The following is a 17326-nucleotide window of genomic DNA, read 5'->3' on the forward strand; positions in this document are numbered from 1 at the left end:
CAATTGTGATTGATTTTCTCTCATGCTATCATTTAATTGTTAGAATTTTCTTTCACAAAAGGGGTGGAGCAATGGAGAAATTGCTTGTAGACGTAGGAGGAAGGAATTTAGCGGTAACAATTGATGGACAAGGTGAGAACATGATTGTATTTTTGCATGGCTTAACGGGACATCAGCATAATTTTTATCATTTAGTCCAACTGTTGAAAGAAGACTTTAAAACGGTGACAGTGGATTTGGCAGGGCGAGGGGAAAGTGACCCGGCAGAAAAGAGTTCTGTACCACAACATGCAAAAGATATCCAACTGTTACTAGAAAAACTAGCAATAGACGAACCGATACTTATCGGACATTCGATGGGGGCATTTATCACATCGATTATTGCTAGTGAGCATCCGCATGTAAAAGGGGCGGTTTATTTAGATGGTGCTTGTAAAGTTGACCCTATACTTAGTATGATGCTACAGCCATCACTAAGTCGATTACAAAAAACGTATGAGACAAAAGAGCAGTACTTACAAGAGATGCGGCTACTTTATACGATGTTAGGCATTACTTGGTCTGAAGAAATTGAACAGGCAGTATTGTACGAGGTAGTAGAGACTGATGGAATATGGAAAAGCAAAATGAATGCTCGAAATATAAATGAAGATTTACAAGGCTTTGCAGACTATAATCCAAAGGCAATTGCAGGAAAAGTGAAGTGTCCAGTACTGTTAGTGATAGCAACTGGTATGATCGGCCCTCTCCCTGCTTTGTTTGCGGCCCCATTTTTTGAGGACACAAAGGACTATACAAAAAATATTGAAACATTTGTAACACCAAGTAATCATTATACGATGGTTGGCGTCCATCAACCAGAGTTGAATCAGGTTATTTATGATATTGTGAAATCCTTATAGATCGTAAAAAAAAGAGGAGACGATGTTATTCGTCTCCTCTTTGAATGTGTCTTATTTTAAAGGACCGCCAAGTTTTGTAATTGCTTCAGAAACGTTTGAGAATTTCTTGAAGTTATCATTGAAAAGATTAGCAAGTTCAGCTGCTTTTACATCATAAGCTGCTTTATCAGCCCATGCATCGCGAGGGTTAAGTACTTCAGTTGGAACACCTTCAACAGCTGTTGGGATGTGTAATCCGAATACCGCGTCTTGGATTGTTTCAACGTTGTTTAATTTACCGTCGATTGCAGCACGTACCATTGTACGAGTATAAGAAAGCTTCATACGTGAACCTACGCCGTATTCGCCGCCAGTCCAACCAGTGTTAACTAGGAATACTTGTGCGCCATGCTCGTCGATTTTGTTACCTAACATTTCAGCATAAACTGTTGCTGGAAGTGGTAGGAACGGAGAACCGAAGCATGTAGAGAATACTGGTTCAGGCTCTGTAACGCCACGTTCAGTACCAGCAAGTTTTGAAGTGAAGCCACTTAGGAAGTGGTACATTGCTTGCTCTTTTGTTAATTTACTGATTGGAGGTAATACCCCATAAGCATCGGCTGTTAAGAAGACGATTGTTTTTGGGTGACCTGCAACAGATGGTGTTACGATGTTTTCGATGTAATCGATTGGATAAGCAACACGCGTGTTTTCAGTTAATGAACCGTCATCGTAGTCACATACGCGAGATTCTGGATCAACCACAACGTTTTCTAATACAGAACCGAAACGGATTGCGTGGTAAATTTCAGGCTCTTTTTCTTCAGAAAGATTGATAGTTTTTGCGTAGCAACCACCTTCGATATTGAATACGCCATTATCAGACCAACCATGCTCGTCGTCACCGATTAATTTGCGATCAGCATCAGCTGATAACGTAGTTTTACCAGTACCAGATAGTCCGAAGAATAGTGCTACATCGCCAGCTTCACCAACGTTTGCTGAACAGTGCATTGAAAGGATACCTTGTTGTGGTAATAAGTAGTTCATGATACCGAAAATTGATTTTTTCATTTCGCCAGCATACTCAGTACCACCAATTAAGATGACTTTCTTTTCAAGAGACACGATGATGAATGTTTCAGAAGCTGTACCATCAACAGCAGGGTCTGCTTTGAAGTTAGGAGCTGAAACGATTGTGAAGTCTGCAACGTGAGATGCTAATTCTTCTTCTGTTGGACGGATAAATAATTGATGAACAAAAAGGTTGTGCCAAGCGTATTCGTTGATCACTTGGATGCTTAATTGTGAATCTTTATCAGCGCCAGCAAAGCCTTTGAAAACGAAAAGTTCATCTTTTTCTTTTAAGTAGTTCACTACTTTTACATATAAGTTATCAAATACTTCAGATGAAATTGGTTGGTTTACATTGCCCCAATCAATTTGATCTTTTGAGCCTGCTTCTTCTACCGTATATTTATCTTTAGGTGAACGACCAGTGTATTTACCAGTTTCTGCGCTAACTGCGCCATCTACTGTTAACAATGCTTCACCACGAGATGTAGCTTTTTCTACTAATTGTGGTACTGAAAGTTGAACTTTAATGTTCTCGCCGCTTAATAATTCCTTCAGTTCGTTTGCAATTTCTACTGAATTCATCGATTAAATACCATCCTTTTTTATAGTATTCCCTGAGTCAGGGAGATTTTCTTAATTTCAAAAATAGTATAACACAATTGACTAAATAATCTATACTAATTCAAAAAAATATTTATGAGAATTTATTACAATTTGCGAAAACGTCATAAAATATTTGACATAGGCAACTGATTTGCGTATTATGTGGAATTGAACGGATACTCTTATCCCGAGCTGGTGGAGGGTCAGGCCCTATGAAACCCGGCAACCTGCATAACTTATTTCACGTTATGCGTTGGTGCCAACCTGATGCAGGGGAATTTCCCTTGAACGATAAGAGTGAAAGGTTACGAAATTACAAATCCTTTCCTCATGTATAAGCGTGGGTAGAGGATTTTTTTATTTGTAAAAATAACTACCGTAGTAGCGATATTTATTTTCTTCCTTATTATAAGTAGGGATAAGCCTTTCGAAATCCTCGTGTTTAAGCAGCAGCTGCCTTTTTGTGCGAAAGTGAAACGACAGCAACAACGTGTCTTTTTGTGCGAAAGTGAAACGACAGCAACAACGGCTTGAAGTTCATTCCCTTTGGAGCGAACTTGACATGGGTAATGAGTACCGTATTAATTTCGCGAGCACTATTCGCAAGAGTAATAGGAGGAAACCAAATGACAAACCGTCGACTGTTTACATCAGAGAGTGTGACAGAAGGACATCCAGATAAAATTTGTGACCAAATTTCGGATGCAATTTTAGATGCCATATTAGCAGAAGATCCAAATGCACGTGTAGCGTGTGAAACTACTGTAACAACGGGCCTAGTATTGGTAGCAGGAGAAATTACTACTTCTACTTATGTAGATATTAAAGGAATCGTACGCGATACTGTAGCAGAGATTGGTTACACGCGTGGGAAGTACGGTTTTGATGCTGAAAACCTAGCTGTATTAGTTGCAATCGGTGAGCAATCTGCAGACATTGCACAAGGTGTTGACCAAGCATTAGAAGCACGCGAAGGAACTATGACAGAAGAGGATATCGAAGCGATTGGCGCAGGAGACCAAGGTCTAATGTTTGGTTACGCATGTAACGAAACGCCTGAACTTATGCCTTTACCAATCAGCTTAGCACATAAATTAGCTCGTCGTCTTACCGAAGTACGTAAATCAGGCGAACTAGCATACTTACGTCCAGATGGTAAAACACAAGTAACGATTGAATACGATGAAAATAACCGTCCAGTACGTGTGGATACGATTGTTATTTCAACACAACATGATGAAGAAGTGACACTTGAACAAATTCAAGCTGATTTGAAAGCAGTTGTGATTGGACCTGTTGTACCAAGTGAATTATTAGATGTAAATACAAAATACTTCATTAATCCAACAGGACGCTTTGTAATCGGAGGACCTAAAGGTGATGCAGGTCTTACTGGCCGTAAAATCATCGTTGATACTTATGGTGGTTATGCGCGTCATGGTGGTGGTGCATTCTCTGGTAAGGATGCAACAAAAGTTGACCGTTCTGCAGCGTATGCAGCACGTTACGTGGCGAAAAATATCGTGGCAGCTGGACTTGCAGATCGTGCAGAAGTACAACTTGCTTATGCAATTGGTGTAGCACAACCTGTATCAATCGCTGTTGATACGTTCGGTACAGGTAAAGTAAAAGAAAGCCAAATCGTGGAATGGATCCGCGAATACTTCGACTTACGTCCGGCAGGTATTATTAAAATGCTTGACCTACGTCGCCCAATTTACAAACAAACAGCAGCATATGGTCACTTCGGTCGTATTGACTTAGATGTACCATGGGAAAAGACAGATAAAGCTGACGTATTAAGAGCTAAAGCTGGTCTATAATGATTAAAGGGGAACTAAGAAATTATCTTAGTTCCCCTTTTCCCTTATTCTTGCAGTGATTTATAGTATTGTCCTTTTTCAGCATATTCACGAACAATGCGTTCCATATCTTCTTTATCTTCTGCATTTAATTCACGAACGACTTTGGCTGGGCGTCCTAGAGCTAAGCTATTAGGAGGAATTACTTTACCCGGTGGTACTAGACTACCCGCACCGATAAAGGCACCTTCGCCAATTTCAGCCCCGTCTAAAATAATAGAGCCCATGCCGATCAAAGCATTTTTCCGAATTGTACAACTATGTAGTGTCACTTGATGACCAACTGTTACTTCATCCTCAATTATTAGTGGAAATTTAGGACTTTGATGTAAGCAACAAAGGTCTTGAATACTTACTCGTTTACCGATAATTGTAGGAGATACATCCCCTCGAATAACCGTATTAAACCAAATTGTTGATTCAGCCCCAATTTTGACGTCGCCTGTAATAGTAGCATAGTCTGCAATAAAGACAGATGGATCAATGTCTGGGGTTTTATCTTTAAAAGGATAGATCAAATTAACCGCCTCTTTTCTTTTACGTGATGTGATATTATCGTATCAAATACGCAAGTTATTAGAAAGGTGAAAATCAATTACGCCATTTAGTAATTATACTAGAAGCATCACTTAAATAAGAAAAATACTTCATCCAGATTTTGTATCATACTTGTTCGATATATTCGTTTACAATAAAAATAGTAGCCAAAGCTTGCTACAACTATGCGAAGATGGCTAAAAATCCTACAACATGTAGATCTACAAACATCAGTAGTATTTAATATTATTCGACGATTGTTTAGATAAATCGTCGAATAATGTTAAAAAATCATGATATTCGTTATAATAATTGTGTAACTAAGTTTCAGGAGGAGTATGTTAAATGTGGAAATGGGAAGCTGATGGACAAGCCAAGGCTGTAATTGCCGTTCTTCATGGTGCGTATGAGAATCACCGCTGGTATGCGTGGCTTATAGAAAAACTTAGAATGGAAGGCTTCCACGTAGTAATGGGGGATTTACCGAATCATGGGACAAAAGCGCAGTTTTCACGTGCCCATGATGAGGATTTTAAAGAATATTATAAATATACAAGACAGCTTATAGAAAATGCTTTTTCATATGAGTTACCTGTTTTTTTAATTGGGCATGGACTAGGTGCAACACTAGCACTACGTATGATGCATAAGAGAAAGTATGAGTGTGCAGGAATTATTTTAAGTTCTCCATGGTTGCAATTGAAATTACAGCCAGGTAAATTATCGAACGCTTTAACGACTTTAAGTGCACTAACTGCGAACGTAAAGATGACCCATGAAATTGGATTTGGTAAATTAACACGCAGTGTGGAAGGCATAGAGGAGATGAAAGATGATTTCCCCTTTATGACAGTTGTTTCAGTAAAATGGTATCGTGACCTACAAATGCTAAAAAAAGATTTAATAGCTTTGCCAAAAGGTGAATTCCCAAATAAGCCTATGCTTGTGATGACCGGGGAAAGAGATTCTATTACAGATATAAGAATGGCTCGTCACTGGCTCTTTCAGCAGGATTTAACTGAAATTCAATATAAAGAATGGCCAAAATGTTATCATAATCTGTTTCACGAGGTAGAGCGTGAAGAGATTTTTATCTATATGAGGGACTTTATGAATAACGTACTTCGCTCAGTAGGATATATTGTAAAATAACCTATATTTCTCCCTATTTAGCAATAATTTTTCAAGATAGTATTGATCTAGAAAAAATATTGTAATTTTCTGAAAAGTGTAATACTATAATGTCTTAAATAGGAAATTAAAGAATGGGGAGGGATAAAATGGAGACACTCGTAGGGACGCTTAATGATATTTTATGGGGACCGTGGTTTATTTATGGCATTTTATTAGTTGGATTATTTTTCACTATTATTACACGGTTTGTCCAAGTGAGACACATTAAAGACATGTTTGTATTAATGTTTAGGGGGGAGAAGTCTGAAAAAGGGATTTCTTCTTTCCAAGCTCTATCCATCGCACTTTCAGGCCGCGTAGGTACTGGTAACATCGCTGGTACTGCTACTGCTATCGGTATGGGTGGACCTGGTGCAGTATTTTGGATGTGGGCAATTGCCTTCATTGGTGCAGCAACTGCTTATGTTGAATCGACATTAGCTCAGATTTATAAAGAAGAAAAGGAAACAGAATACCGTGGTGGTCCTGCCTTTTACATTGAAAAAGGGATGGGGCAAAAATGGTTTGCAATTATTTTTGCAATTGCAGCGTTAATCGCTATGCTTATTTTAATGCCGGGTGTTCAAGCGAATGCCATTGCAGGAGCAGTTGAAAACGCTTTTGGTATTGAAACATGGATTACAGGCTTGATTATCGTAGTATTACTTGGTGGAATTATTATTGGTGGTGTTAAATCGATTGCAAATGCTGCCCAATTTATCGTACCTTTCATGGCGTTAGCATATGTGATCATGGCAATTATCATTATCGTGATGAATATTTCAGAAGTACCTAATGTAATTGCGTTGATTTTCACAAGTGCATTTGGCGCACAAGAAATTTTTGGCGGTATTATCGGTTCAGCAATTGCTTGGGGTGTTAAGCGTGGTATTTACTCTAATGAAGCAGGTCAAGGAACTGGTGCGCACCCTGCTGCAGCAGCAGAAGTTTCACACCCTGCGAAACAAGGTCTTGTGCAAGCGGCTTCTGTATACATTGATACATTACTGATTTGTTCAGCGACAGCATTTATGATTTTGTTCACAGGCATGTATAACGTTCAGGTTGAGAAGGCGGCTGAAGGGACTGAACCATTTATTCATGTAGGTGAATTCAATCAAGGTGGCTTAACAGGCGAAGAGCAAATGACGTTTGCGAAAAGCATTAAAGAGGGTGCAGCATATACACAGTATGCAGTTGAGTCTGCATTGCCAGGCTTTGGTGCACCATTCGTAGCAATAGCATTATTCTTCTTTGCATTTACGACAATTATGGCTTATTACTATATCGCTGAAACGAATGTAGCATATCTATTCAAGGGGCAAAAGGAGAAGATATTCATTTGGTTAGCGAAGATTGCAATTTTATGTGCAGCCTTCTACGGTACAGTAAGAACGTCCGATCTTGCTTGGGCAATGGGGGATGTAGGTTTAGGATTAATGGTATGGATTAATGTACTTGCAATCTTAATTATTATGAAACCAGCAATTGTCGCATTAAAAGATTACGATAAACAGAAAAAAGAAGGAAAAGACCCTGTCTTCGATCCTCGTAAACTAGGTATTAAAGGTGCAGACTTCTGGGTTGACTACAATGAAAAACGTAAAAATAAATAATATAAAAAGAGGCTATGATATAATTCATAGTCTCTTTTCATATTTTTGCAAACAATTACTTCAATAAATTCTTTGTGAACGATTATGAGAGTGTACAAGGAACCCGTCGATCTCCGTTACAGGCGGGCGCTTTCCAGGGGGAGAGCCTTGAGCCGCTTCGTCGCAAAACACACTGCTCCTGCAGGGTCTCAAGTTGCTCGCTGATCCCCTAGGAGTCGCCGCCTTCCACTCCAATCAACTAGATTTTTTCTATACGAGTTAGTAAAAGTAGAAGCACCATCTTTTTTGCAATATCTTTAAGAACGATTTAATTCACGCTATCCCTATATAATGGGCGAGTCGACAAGTTGAAACAAAAATAATATTCTTTTACATCTGTTATAAAGTACTCTTAAGCCTATAGGGTAGCTCATTTTTATGCAAGGCAAGCCCCGTCACGTGGACTTCTGTGGGAAAGCGTGACAGTCGAGATCACGAAAAGCGAAGTGGCGGAGCTTGCCGGTTTTACAACTAAACACCGTTATGCAAACAACATTATGTTTGCCTACAGACTGAGGGGGTTGTCCTAAAAGTGAAATAGTGTGTTGAGAGTACTTTTGTTATACAGGTAAAAATCCACGTAGACTCCTGCGGGAACAGCACAAGACGTAAGACGCAACAAACCGCGCGTAGCGAGGGTTGCGACTTACGCTGTGCCCGCGGAAAGCGAAGTGGATTTTTACCATATAGAAAGCCCGTTGTTTTGCTTAAAGGGTTTATTGGATAGCCTCTTTTTCTGTCTTCTAATTAGTAGGGAAAGCTTTTACTTTCTCTAATGCAATGATAAAGGGGGGGTCATTTTGCTGATTTAAAAATTCATATCGCAAAACATGAACAAATTTTTGAGGCAATGTAGAGACATAGTCAATGACTGCATCCCGTTCTTCTTTTCCACCTTCATGTCCATGATAAATGACGAGTACAATGATGCCGCCTACTTTTAATAGGTCGAGCAATGATTGAATTGCTTGAATTGTTGTGTTTGGCTTTGTAATAATATCGTGATCACTACCAGGTAAATAGCCAAGATTAAAAATAGCAGCAGCTACTGGCTTTTTTACATGTTTAGCGACTTGTTCATGCCCAGTATGGAGGACAAGCGCACGGTGCTCTAAAGCATTATCCAGTAAGCGATGTAATGTTGCATCGACGGCGGTCTTTTGCACGTCAAATGCGTATACTTGTCCATCATCCCCAACAAGCTGTGCTAGAAACAACGTATCATGACCGTTTCCAGCAGTTGCATCAACGACAGTATCGCCTTCTTCTATGGAATCTTTCAAAAGCTGCTGCGCATATTGCAAAACTCGTTGTAACTTCATTTTGGTACCTCAGCATTATAAAGTTTCCCTTGCCAGCTTCCTCGTTTTTCAAGCTCTGCATCAATGCCATTTAATACTTCCCACTTGTTGACACTCCACATTGGCCCAATCATTAAGTCAATTGGCCCGTCGCCAGTAATACGGTGAATGACCATTTCTGGTGGTAAAATTTCTAATTGGTCTGCTACTAACTTTGTATAGACATCTTGGTCTAAAAATTCAAGCATACCCTTTTCATATTGCTTCACCATAGGAGTACCTTTTAATAGGTGAAGTAAGTGAATTTTAATGCCTTGTACATCTAGCTTTGCTACTTCACGAGCTGTTTCCATCATCATGTCATAGTCTTCAAGTGGAAGTCCATTAATAATATGCGAACATACACGAATCCCGTGTTTACGCAGTTTTTCCACACCTTCTACATATGTTGCATAGTCATGTGCGCGGTTTATTAAGTTAGCTGTTTTTTCGTGTACAGTTTGTAAACCAAGCTCAACCCATAAATATGTGCGCTCATTTAACTCTGCTAAATATTCCACCACATCATCAGGTAGGCAGTCGGGGCGCGTGGCAATCGATAAACCGACCACGCCTTCTTGTGCAAGAGCTGCTTCAAATTTTTCTTTAAGGACAGGAAGTGGGGCGTGCGTATTGGTATAGGCTTGGAAGTACGCCATATACTTGCCGTCTTTCCATTTTTGATGCATTTTATCACGGATTTCAGCAAATTGGACGTCGATAGGGTCAACTTTATTCCCTGCGAAATCACCTGAACCAGCAGCGCTACAAAACGTACAGCCTCCGAAGGCTACTGTGCCGTCACGATTCGGGCAGTCAAAGCCTGCATCAAGTGCTACTTTAAATACTTTATGGCCGAACTGATCGCGTAAATAGCGATTCCATGTATAATATCTTTTCCCTTCAGAAGGAAAAGGAAAGTTTGTTTCTGTCATATGTTTCACTCCTCTAACGTTATATTTTATCATGCGTAGTGCGTTACGTCATGGGATAATAATTACTACTCATAATGAGTAAATAAGTAAGCATTTACTTCCATCTAATAAAGTGGTAGTTGCTTTCCGCTCCAGCACTCGCTTTCCCGTAGTAGTCTGGGTGACTCCTGGGGGATTAGCGTCCTAGATGAGACCCTGGAGCGAGGCTTGCTGAGTGAAGCGGCTCATCGGACGCCCCCCCCGGAAAGCGCACAGCCGGAACGGAAATCACCCATTCATGAAGATGAATACCTCTTAAAATAGATTGGGTATTTTTAGGGCATTATTTTGCTCATATCGAGTTACTATGAAGAAATGATAAAATTATTTTCTTGTCAATTTTCGGAATTCAGAATAAACTATCTATTTAGAGTGTCGAAATAATGGGGGACTGGAAATGCCGAAAATTGTGTGGTTTTTAGTTATCGGGATGCTCGTGAATGCGACGGGTAATTCTTTTTTATGGCCATTGAATGCGATTTATATGCATGATTATTTAGGAAAGACTCTTGCAATGGCGGGTTTTGTTTTAATGCTAAATTCAGCAGCGGGCGTTTTAGGAAACTTACTTGGTGGTTATTTATTCGATAAAATCGGTGGCTATAAAGCGATAATACTAGGTATTGTACTTACTGTATTAACTTTAGTGGGGCTCACGATGTGGCATGAATGGCCGCATTATGTATGGTTTTTAACATTGCTCGGTTTTAGTGGGGGGATTGTTTATCCAAGTATGTTTGCACTAGTAGGTACGGCTTGGCCTGAAGGTGGTCGTAAGGCGTTTAATGCCATTTATTTAGCGCAAAATTTAGGCGTTGCTGTTGGTCCTGCATTAGCGGGGATTATCGCTGATAATGGCTTTGATAATGTATTTAAGGTTAATTTATGGATGTATGTGTTGTTCTTATTTATTGCACTATTAACGTTTAAACGCCTCGAGACAGGCAGTGTTGCACCGAAAAACGTAATCGGTGAAAGTAAACGAATCACAAATAAAGCACCGTTTTATGCACTATTGATAATTAGTTCATCATCAGTTCTATGTTGGTTAGCATATTCGCAATGGAGTGCGACAATTTCTTCTTACACACTGGACTTGGGCTTAAGTTTAAAGCAATATAGTTTACTTTGGACAATCAATGGATTACTCATCGTACTGGCGCAGCCATTAATTGCCCCACTCGTGAAGCGTTGGGAAAATAATTTAAAACGTCAGTTAGTATTCGGTGTTGTATTAATCGCAATTTCATTTGGTATTGTCGCATTTGCAGGTGATTTTAAAATGTTTGCAGCTGCGATGGTCGTCTTAACGTTTGGTGAAATGTTCTATACACCAGTATTACCGACGATTGCAAATCAGCTTGCACCAAAAGGTCGTCAAGGCTTCTATCAAGGCATTATAAATAGTGCAGCAACAGGTGGCCGGATGATTGGACCATTATTTGGTGGTATTATGGTTGATCAATTTGGAATGATGGCGCTCATGTCGATTTTAGTAGTCATTGTAGTTATCGCGATTATTCCATGCCTTGTATATGATCGCCCTCTTATTAATAGAGAAAAGACAAATGTGGTACCAGATTAATAGATAGAAGGTTGTAGAATAGAAAACGTGTATAAAACGAACAAAAAAGTTGTTAAAGCAGCTTTTTTGTTCGTTTTTTGAAATTTTCTCTTGAAATCGCCTTGTTTTCGACTTACAATCATACATATTCAGATATTTGAATATAAGAGGCTTTATTTTTATAAATCGTACACAATTGTGTTGCTTTAACTATATTTAGTGGGTAACGCATTTTTTTCTGCACGAAAGTTAGAGTAGTTAACGGCACGGTAGAAAGAGGGCACTGAAAAACTCTAAACTAAAATTATTTTATAGTAATTTTCCGCATGGCATTATTTTACTATGCAAGGATTTTGCGCGGCAGCGAATGTCTTCCGCGCGAAAGCAAAGCGACAGCGGCGTGAGACTCCAGCAGGAATAGCACGAGATGTAAGACGCAACAAACCGCGCGTAGCGAGGGTTGCGGCTTACGCTGTGCCTGCGGAAAGTGAATGCTAGAGCGCAAAATCCTTTAGGTCATATTTTTATTAGAGAATTTATTGGGAAAACATTTTTTAAGTGGCCACGGTAGAAATGGGGGATTTATATGGAAGAAGGATTGCAACATTTCAAGGCAGATTTTTTTAAAGCATTAGCACATCCATTACGAATAAGAATCCTTGAATTGTTAGTAGATGGCGAGAAAAGTGTAAATGAAATTCAAAGCTGTCTAGAGATAGAGGGTTCTGCTGTTTCACAACAATTGAGTATATTACGCGCCAAAAATATTGTGTATGGGACGAAAGATGGGAAGAGAGTTTACTATTCTTTGCGAGACCCGATGATTGTAGAATTGCTTGATGTGGCCCGTAAGATTTTTAACAATCATTTAATTAATACTATTTCAAGATTAGAAGAAATGGCTGTTAGTGAAAGTAATGATGGGATTTCATGATAATCGCACCTATTAAGAGAAATTTGTATGATGTTGCAAATAAATAATTAATACCCTCCTTAGAAAGTATCTCAAAATCTGGTTGAAAAATGCTTTAGTTGTACTAGATCCGGTGGAAAATTTAATTTCGAAAGGAAGAATTATTATGAAGTCACTGTTTACGGGCCGTTATGAAGGGTATTCAGTTGGACATTTTAAAAAGGATTTATTGTCTGGGACCATCGTGGGCATTGTGGCGATTCCGCTTGCCATGTCATTTGCGATTGCTTCAGGCGTTAAACCGGAGTATGGCATTTATACCGCATGTATTGCCGGTATCCTTATTTCGTTACTCGGTGGTTCCAAATATCAAATAGGTGGACCAACAGGTGCATTTGTCCCCGTCCTATTGGGTATTGTATTGACCTATGGCTATGAAGATCTGCTTATCGCAGGGTTCATGGCGGGTATTCTATTATGTTTGATGGGTATTTTTAAATTAGGTTCACTTATTAAATTTATCCCTCGTCCTGTAACAGTGGGCTTTACTGCAGGAATTGCAGTCATCATTTTTACTGGGCAAATTGCGAATTTTTTGGGGTTGACTAATATTGAACAGCATGAATATTTCATTGCAAACATTAAAGAGTTAGCCAAACAGATAGGTACTACTAATTTTTACAGTATTTTAATAGCTCTTCTTAGTTTAGTAATCATACTATTAACGCCAAAAGTACTACCAAAAGTACCGGGAGCATTAGCAGGGATAGTCGTTTCTACGATTGTTGCATCCGTATTTTTTTCTGGGCAAGTAGCGACAATAGCCACGGCATATGGCAGTATTCCAAATACATTGCCACAGTTTGCGGTACCTGAAATTACGTTTGAACGTATTCAGCAATTAATTGGACCAGCATTTGTCATTGCAATGCTAGGGGGGATTGAATCCCTGTTATCGGCAGTTGTGGCAGATGGAATGACAAACAGTAAACACAACAGTAATCGAGAGCTTGTTGGACAAGGAATTGCTAATATTATTACGCCTCTATTTGGCGGAATTCCTGCAACCGGGGCGATTGCTCGCACAGCGACAAATATTAAGACTGGTGCGGCATCACCTATGTCAGGTATTATCCATGGTGTCTTTGTATTAATAACAGTGCTATTGTTAGCGCCATATGCATCACATATTCCGTTGGCAAGTATGGCGCCAGTTTTAATGGTTGTTGCATGGAATATGAGTGAGCAAAAGCATTTCGCACATATTTTAAAAATGAAATCAGGAGATTCACTGGTCTTACTGGTCACTTTCTTACTTACAGTTTTTACAAGCTTAACATTGGCAGTGGAAGTAGGGCTCGTATTAGCGGTCATTCTTTTTGCTAAACGTATGAGTGAGATGCTTGTTGTGACAAAGGTTCTTCCTGACCATACGAAAAAAAGTGGTAAATTACTACCTCATATTGTCAATCAAACGCATGATTGCCCGCAAATTAGTATTTATACAATAGAAGGACCACTATTTTTTGGTGCTGCCCAAACATTTGAGCAATCAATATTAGATTCAATACATTATCATCCTAGAGTATTAATTTTGCGTATGGGGAAAGTACCTTTTATGGATTCGACAGGGGAATCTTACTTTAGGAATATCGTGCAAAATTTTAAAAAGCGCGGTGGCACAGTGTTAGTTACAGGTGTACAGCCAGAGTTAAAAGTAATGCTCGAGCAAAGTGGTTTAGTTGCTGAAATTGGTGAGGAGAATTTTTATAGCCAAACAGGTGAAGCTATAGATGCTGCATTAACATGTTTAAATACTAGTAAGTGTTTAGGCTGCAAGCACTTCGCTTTTAGAGAGTGTACGACGTTATCTGTGCAGGAAGAAAAAATGAATGAGATAGTGTGTAAATAGCGGATTTCGTTTTGTACTTGTGCTTTTTGAAACTATCTATTAGAATAAATGCAATACATGTAATGACAATGATGAGGAATAGTAGATTTGCCTTTCTTTTTAGAGAGCTAGCGGGTGGTGGAAGCTAGTAAGAGAACAAATTGAACTCGCCTACTGAGTCAGTAAACGTAAAATCACGTTTGCCGTTTTATTTCCGCGTTAAGGAAAATTGAGCCGAGTGTGATCACTAATTTGGGTGGTACCGCGGGAGATGCGTATTCTCTCGTCCCTTTTATACAAAAAAGGGGCGAGTTTTTTTATTTTTTAAATATTTTGTCAATTCTAATAGTGAGCAACACTGCACATATAAAAGGAGGAAATAATTTTGAGTTTCAATCATCAACAAATCGAAAAAAAATGGCAGCAGGTCTGGGCTGACAACAAGACATTCAAAACTGAAAATGAAACAGACAAACCGAAATTTTTTGCATTAGATATGTTCCCATATCCATCAGGTGCTGGTCTTCACGTAGGACACCCAGAAGGTTATACTGCAACGGATATTCTTTCACGTTTCAAACGAATGCAAGGCTATAATGTTCTTCATCCAATGGGCTGGGATGCATTTGGTTTACCAGCAGAGCAATACGCACTGGATACAGGGAATGACCCTGCAGAATTCACTGCGAAAAATATTGCTACGTTCAAGCGTCAAATTCAAGAATTAGGTTTTTCTTATGACTGGGATCGTGAAATTAATACGACAGATCCAGAATATTATAAATGGACGCAATGGATTTTCATCCAACTGTATAACAAAGGTTTAGCTTACGTAGATGAAGTCGCTGTAAACTGGTGCCCAGCACTTGGTACAGTACTTGCCAACGAAGAAATAATCGATGGTAAATCTGAGCGTGGTGGACACCCAGTAGAACGCCGTCCGATGAAACAATGGATGCTTAAAATTACTGCTTATGCAGACCGTCTAATCGATGACTTAGAAGAAGTTGACTGGCCAGAGTCTATTAAAGATATGCAACGTAACTGGATTGGTCGTTCTGAAGGCGCAGAAGTAACATTTGATATTGAAGGTACTGATAAAAACTTCACAGTATTTACGACACGTCCAGACACATTATTTGGTGCGACTTACGCAGTACTTGCGCCAGAACATAAATTAGTAGCTCAAATTACAACTGCAGATCAAAAAGAAGCGGTTGAAGCGTACTTAGATAAAGTAAAACTTAAATCTGACCTTGAGCGTACAGATTTAGCGAAAGAAAAAACAGGCGTTTTCACAGGAGCTTATGCAGTTAACCCTGTAAACGGCGAGAAAATGCCAATCTGGATTGCTGACTATGTACTTGCTACTTATGGTACGGGTGCGATTATGGCAGTACCTGCACATGATGAGCGTGACTATGAATTTGCCAAAGAGTTCGGCTTAGAAATTAAAGCAGTACTTGAAGGTGGAGACATCGAAAACGAAGCATTTACTGGAGACGGCAAGCACATCAATTCTGGTTTCCTTGATGGACTTGGTAAAGAAGAAGCAATCGCCAAAGCAATCGCATGGTTAGAAGAAAAAGGTGTTGGAGAGAAGAAGATTTCTTATCGTTTACGTGACTGGTTATTCTCTCGTCAACGTTACTGGGGCGAGCCAATTCCAATGATTCATTGGGAAGATGGCACAATCACGCCAGTTCCAGAATCTGAATTACCATTAATGCTACCTAAAACAGATAATATTCGACCATCTGGTACAGGTGAATCACCACTTGCGAACATTACTGATTGGGTAAATGTTGTTGATCCAAAAACAGGTATGAAAGGTCGTCGCGAAACGAACACAATGCCACAATGGGCAGGTTCAAGCTGGTACTTCTTACGCTATATCGATCCAACGAATACGGAAGCAATTGCTGACCCAGAATTACTAAAACGCTGGTTACCAGTTGATATTTATATTGGTGGAGCAGAGCATGCGGTACTTCACTTACTATACGCTCGCTTCTGGCATAAAGTATTGTATGATCTAGGCGTGGTTCACACGAAAGAGCCATTCCAAAAATTATTCAACCAAGGGATGATTCTTGGTGAAGGTAATGAAAAAATGTCTAAGTCAAAAGGTAATGTAGTAAATCCTGATGAAATCGTTGCTTCACATGGTGCTGATACACTTCGTCTATATGAAATGTTCATGGGTCCACTAGAAGCTTCAGTAGCTTGGTCTACAAATGGCTTAGACGGCGCACGTCGTTTCTTAGATCGTATTTGGCGTTTGCTTGTCAATGAAGAAGAAGGAACAATCGCAGCTAAAATCCAAGATTCTAATGATAAAACATTAGAAAAAACATATCACCAAACTGTGAAAAAAGTGACAGAAGACTACGAAGGTCTTCGCTTCAATACAGCTATTTCACAAATGATGGTATTCATTAATGATTGCTACAAAGCAGACGTCATTCCAACTGCATACGCAGAAGGCTTTGTAAAAATGCTTGCACCACTTGCACCACACGTTGCAGAAGAGCTATGGCAACTACTAGGTCATGAAGGAACAATTTCTTACCAAGAATGGCCAACATACGACGAATCTAAATTAGTAGATGATGAAGTAGAGGTAGCTGTGCAAGTAGCAGGTAAAGTACGTGCAAAAGTGACAGTTTCTAAAGATGCTTCTAAGGAAGAATTAGAAAAAGTAGCATTAGCTGACGAAAAAGTACAAGAGCATATGGCTGGCAAGGAACTTGTGAAAGTTATTGTTATTCCAGGAAAACTTGTAAACATCGTTGTAAAATAATAATTGACTAGCCGGGAGAGCATTGCTTTCCCGGTTTTTTTATAGGAGGAAAA

The 17326-nt window shown here is 39.4% G+C and carries 12 protein-coding genes, 1 riboswitch and 1 other annotated feature; of the genes, 8 read left to right on the top strand and 4 right to left on the bottom strand.

Annotation, left to right across the window (positions count from 1 at the left end; genetic code table 11):
- Nucleotides 1-71 precede the first annotated feature (71 nt).
- Nucleotides 72-902, top strand: coding sequence for an alpha/beta fold hydrolase (locus ACIQ2D_RS10335; RefSeq protein ID WP_402863401.1), 831 nt, complete (start codon nucleotides 72-74; stop codon nucleotides 900-902).
- 51 nt (nucleotides 903-953) lie between these two features.
- Here the strand turns inward: ACIQ2D_RS10335 and pckA are convergent, their stop codons facing one another.
- The gene (gene pckA / locus ACIQ2D_RS10340; RefSeq protein WP_402863404.1) at nucleotides 954-2540 is read right to left on the bottom strand and encodes a phosphoenolpyruvate carboxykinase (ATP); all 1587 of its coding nucleotides are present in this window, start codon (nucleotides 2538-2540) and stop codon (nucleotides 954-956) included.
- 200 nt (nucleotides 2541-2740) lie between these two features.
- Nucleotides 2741-2859, top strand: a riboswitch (SAM riboswitch).
- Between the two features lie 328 nt (nucleotides 2860-3187).
- Between pckA and metK the strand changes: the two genes are divergently transcribed.
- Nucleotides 3188-4384 carry a methionine adenosyltransferase gene (metK, locus tag ACIQ2D_RS10345; RefSeq protein WP_402863407.1) on the top strand — a complete coding sequence of 399 codons (1197 nt, stop codon included), beginning with the start codon at nucleotides 3188-3190 and terminating at the stop codon, nucleotides 4382-4384.
- 44 nt (nucleotides 4385-4428) lie between these two features.
- On the opposite strand, the gene ACIQ2D_RS10350 is transcribed toward metK, so the two are convergent.
- A complete protein-coding gene (locus ACIQ2D_RS10350; RefSeq protein ID WP_402863410.1) occupies nucleotides 4429-4941 on the bottom strand; it encodes a gamma carbonic anhydrase in 513 nt (170 codons plus the stop codon).
- Nucleotides 4942-5305: 364 nt separating this feature from the next.
- Here ACIQ2D_RS10350 and ACIQ2D_RS10355 point away from each other — a divergent pair, with 364 nt between their 5' ends.
- Nucleotides 5306-6112 (top strand): alpha/beta hydrolase, encoded by an 807-nt coding sequence (locus tag ACIQ2D_RS10355; RefSeq protein WP_402863413.1) that lies wholly within the window; start codon nucleotides 5306-5308, stop codon nucleotides 6110-6112.
- A gap of 128 nt (nucleotides 6113-6240) precedes the next feature.
- Nucleotides 6241-7749, top strand: a complete 1509-nt coding sequence (locus ACIQ2D_RS10360; protein WP_402863416.1) for an alanine/glycine:cation symporter family protein — start codon at nucleotides 6241-6243, stop codon at nucleotides 7747-7749.
- 782 nt (nucleotides 7750-8531) lie between these two features.
- Here the strand turns inward: ACIQ2D_RS10360 and mnmM are convergent.
- Together mnmM and mnmL are read right to left on the bottom strand one after the other, a co-directional pair.
- Nucleotides 8532-9110 carry a tRNA 5-(aminomethyl)-2-thiouridylate-methyltransferase MnmM gene (gene mnmM, locus ACIQ2D_RS10365; protein ID WP_402863419.1) on the bottom strand — a complete coding sequence of 193 codons (579 nt, stop codon included), beginning with the start codon at nucleotides 9108-9110 and terminating at the stop codon, nucleotides 8532-8534.
- On the bottom strand, nucleotides 9107-10063 hold the full coding sequence (mnmL, locus tag ACIQ2D_RS10370) for a tRNA modification radical SAM protein MnmL/YtqA (RefSeq protein WP_402756579.1): 957 nt from the start codon (nucleotides 10061-10063) through the stop codon (nucleotides 9107-9109). Before mnmL ends, mnmM begins: the two co-directional genes overlap by 4 nt.
- A 436-nt stretch (nucleotides 10064-10499) precedes the next feature.
- Here mnmL and ACIQ2D_RS10375 point away from each other — a divergent pair, with 436 nt between their 5' ends.
- From ACIQ2D_RS10375 to leuS, 4 genes are all read left to right on the top strand, one after another.
- Nucleotides 10500-11687 (top strand): MDR family MFS transporter, encoded by a 1188-nt coding sequence (locus tag ACIQ2D_RS10375; protein WP_402863422.1) that lies wholly within the window; start codon nucleotides 10500-10502, stop codon nucleotides 11685-11687.
- Between the two features lie 565 nt (nucleotides 11688-12252).
- Complete coding sequence (locus ACIQ2D_RS10380; RefSeq protein WP_402863425.1) at nucleotides 12253-12600, top strand: ArsR/SmtB family transcription factor; 348 nt, start codon at nucleotides 12253-12255, stop codon at nucleotides 12598-12600.
- A 145-nt stretch (nucleotides 12601-12745) separates the two neighbouring features.
- Nucleotides 12746-14491 (top strand): SulP family inorganic anion transporter, encoded by a 1746-nt coding sequence (locus tag ACIQ2D_RS10385; protein WP_402863428.1) that lies wholly within the window; start codon nucleotides 12746-12748, stop codon nucleotides 14489-14491.
- 59 nt (nucleotides 14492-14550) lie between these two features.
- Nucleotides 14551-14764 (top strand) — a binding site (T-box leader).
- A 91-nt stretch (nucleotides 14765-14855) separates the two neighbouring features.
- Nucleotides 14856-17273 (top strand): leucine--tRNA ligase, encoded by a 2418-nt coding sequence (leuS, locus tag ACIQ2D_RS10390; RefSeq protein ID WP_402863431.1) that lies wholly within the window; start codon nucleotides 14856-14858, stop codon nucleotides 17271-17273.
- Nucleotides 17274-17326 lie beyond the last annotated feature (53 nt).

Source organism: Lysinibacillus sp. NPDC097287, assembly GCF_044761695.1.
Classification (GTDB): domain Bacteria; phylum Bacillota; class Bacilli; order Bacillales_A; family Planococcaceae; genus Lysinibacillus.

Excerpts from the sequence above, each read along its gene's own strand:
- ACIQ2D_RS10335 (WP_402863401.1), top strand. The coding sequence starts at position 72 with ATGGAGAAATTGCTTGTAGACGTAGGAGGAAGGAATTTAGCGGTAACA.
- pckA (WP_402863404.1), bottom strand. The coding sequence starts at position 2,540 with ATGAATTCAGTAGAAATTGCAAACGAACTGAAGGAATTATTAAGCGGC.
- metK (WP_402863407.1), top strand. The coding sequence starts at position 3,188 with ATGACAAACCGTCGACTGTTTACATCAGAGAGTGTGACAGAAGGACAT.
- ACIQ2D_RS10355 (WP_402863413.1), top strand. The coding sequence starts at position 5,306 with ATGTGGAAATGGGAAGCTGATGGACAAGCCAAGGCTGTAATTGCCGTT.
- ACIQ2D_RS10360 (WP_402863416.1), top strand. The coding sequence starts at position 6,241 with ATGGAGACACTCGTAGGGACGCTTAATGATATTTTATGGGGACCGTGG.
- mnmM (WP_402863419.1), bottom strand. The coding sequence starts at position 9,110 with ATGAAGTTACAACGAGTTTTGCAATATGCGCAGCAGCTTTTGAAAGAT.
- mnmL (WP_402756579.1), bottom strand. The coding sequence starts at position 10,063 with ATGACAGAAACAAACTTTCCTTTTCCTTCTGAAGGGAAAAGATATTAT.
- ACIQ2D_RS10375 (WP_402863422.1), top strand. The coding sequence starts at position 10,500 with ATGCCGAAAATTGTGTGGTTTTTAGTTATCGGGATGCTCGTGAATGCG.
- ACIQ2D_RS10380 (WP_402863425.1), top strand. The coding sequence starts at position 12,253 with ATGGAAGAAGGATTGCAACATTTCAAGGCAGATTTTTTTAAAGCATTA.
- ACIQ2D_RS10385 (WP_402863428.1), top strand. The coding sequence starts at position 12,746 with ATGAAGTCACTGTTTACGGGCCGTTATGAAGGGTATTCAGTTGGACAT.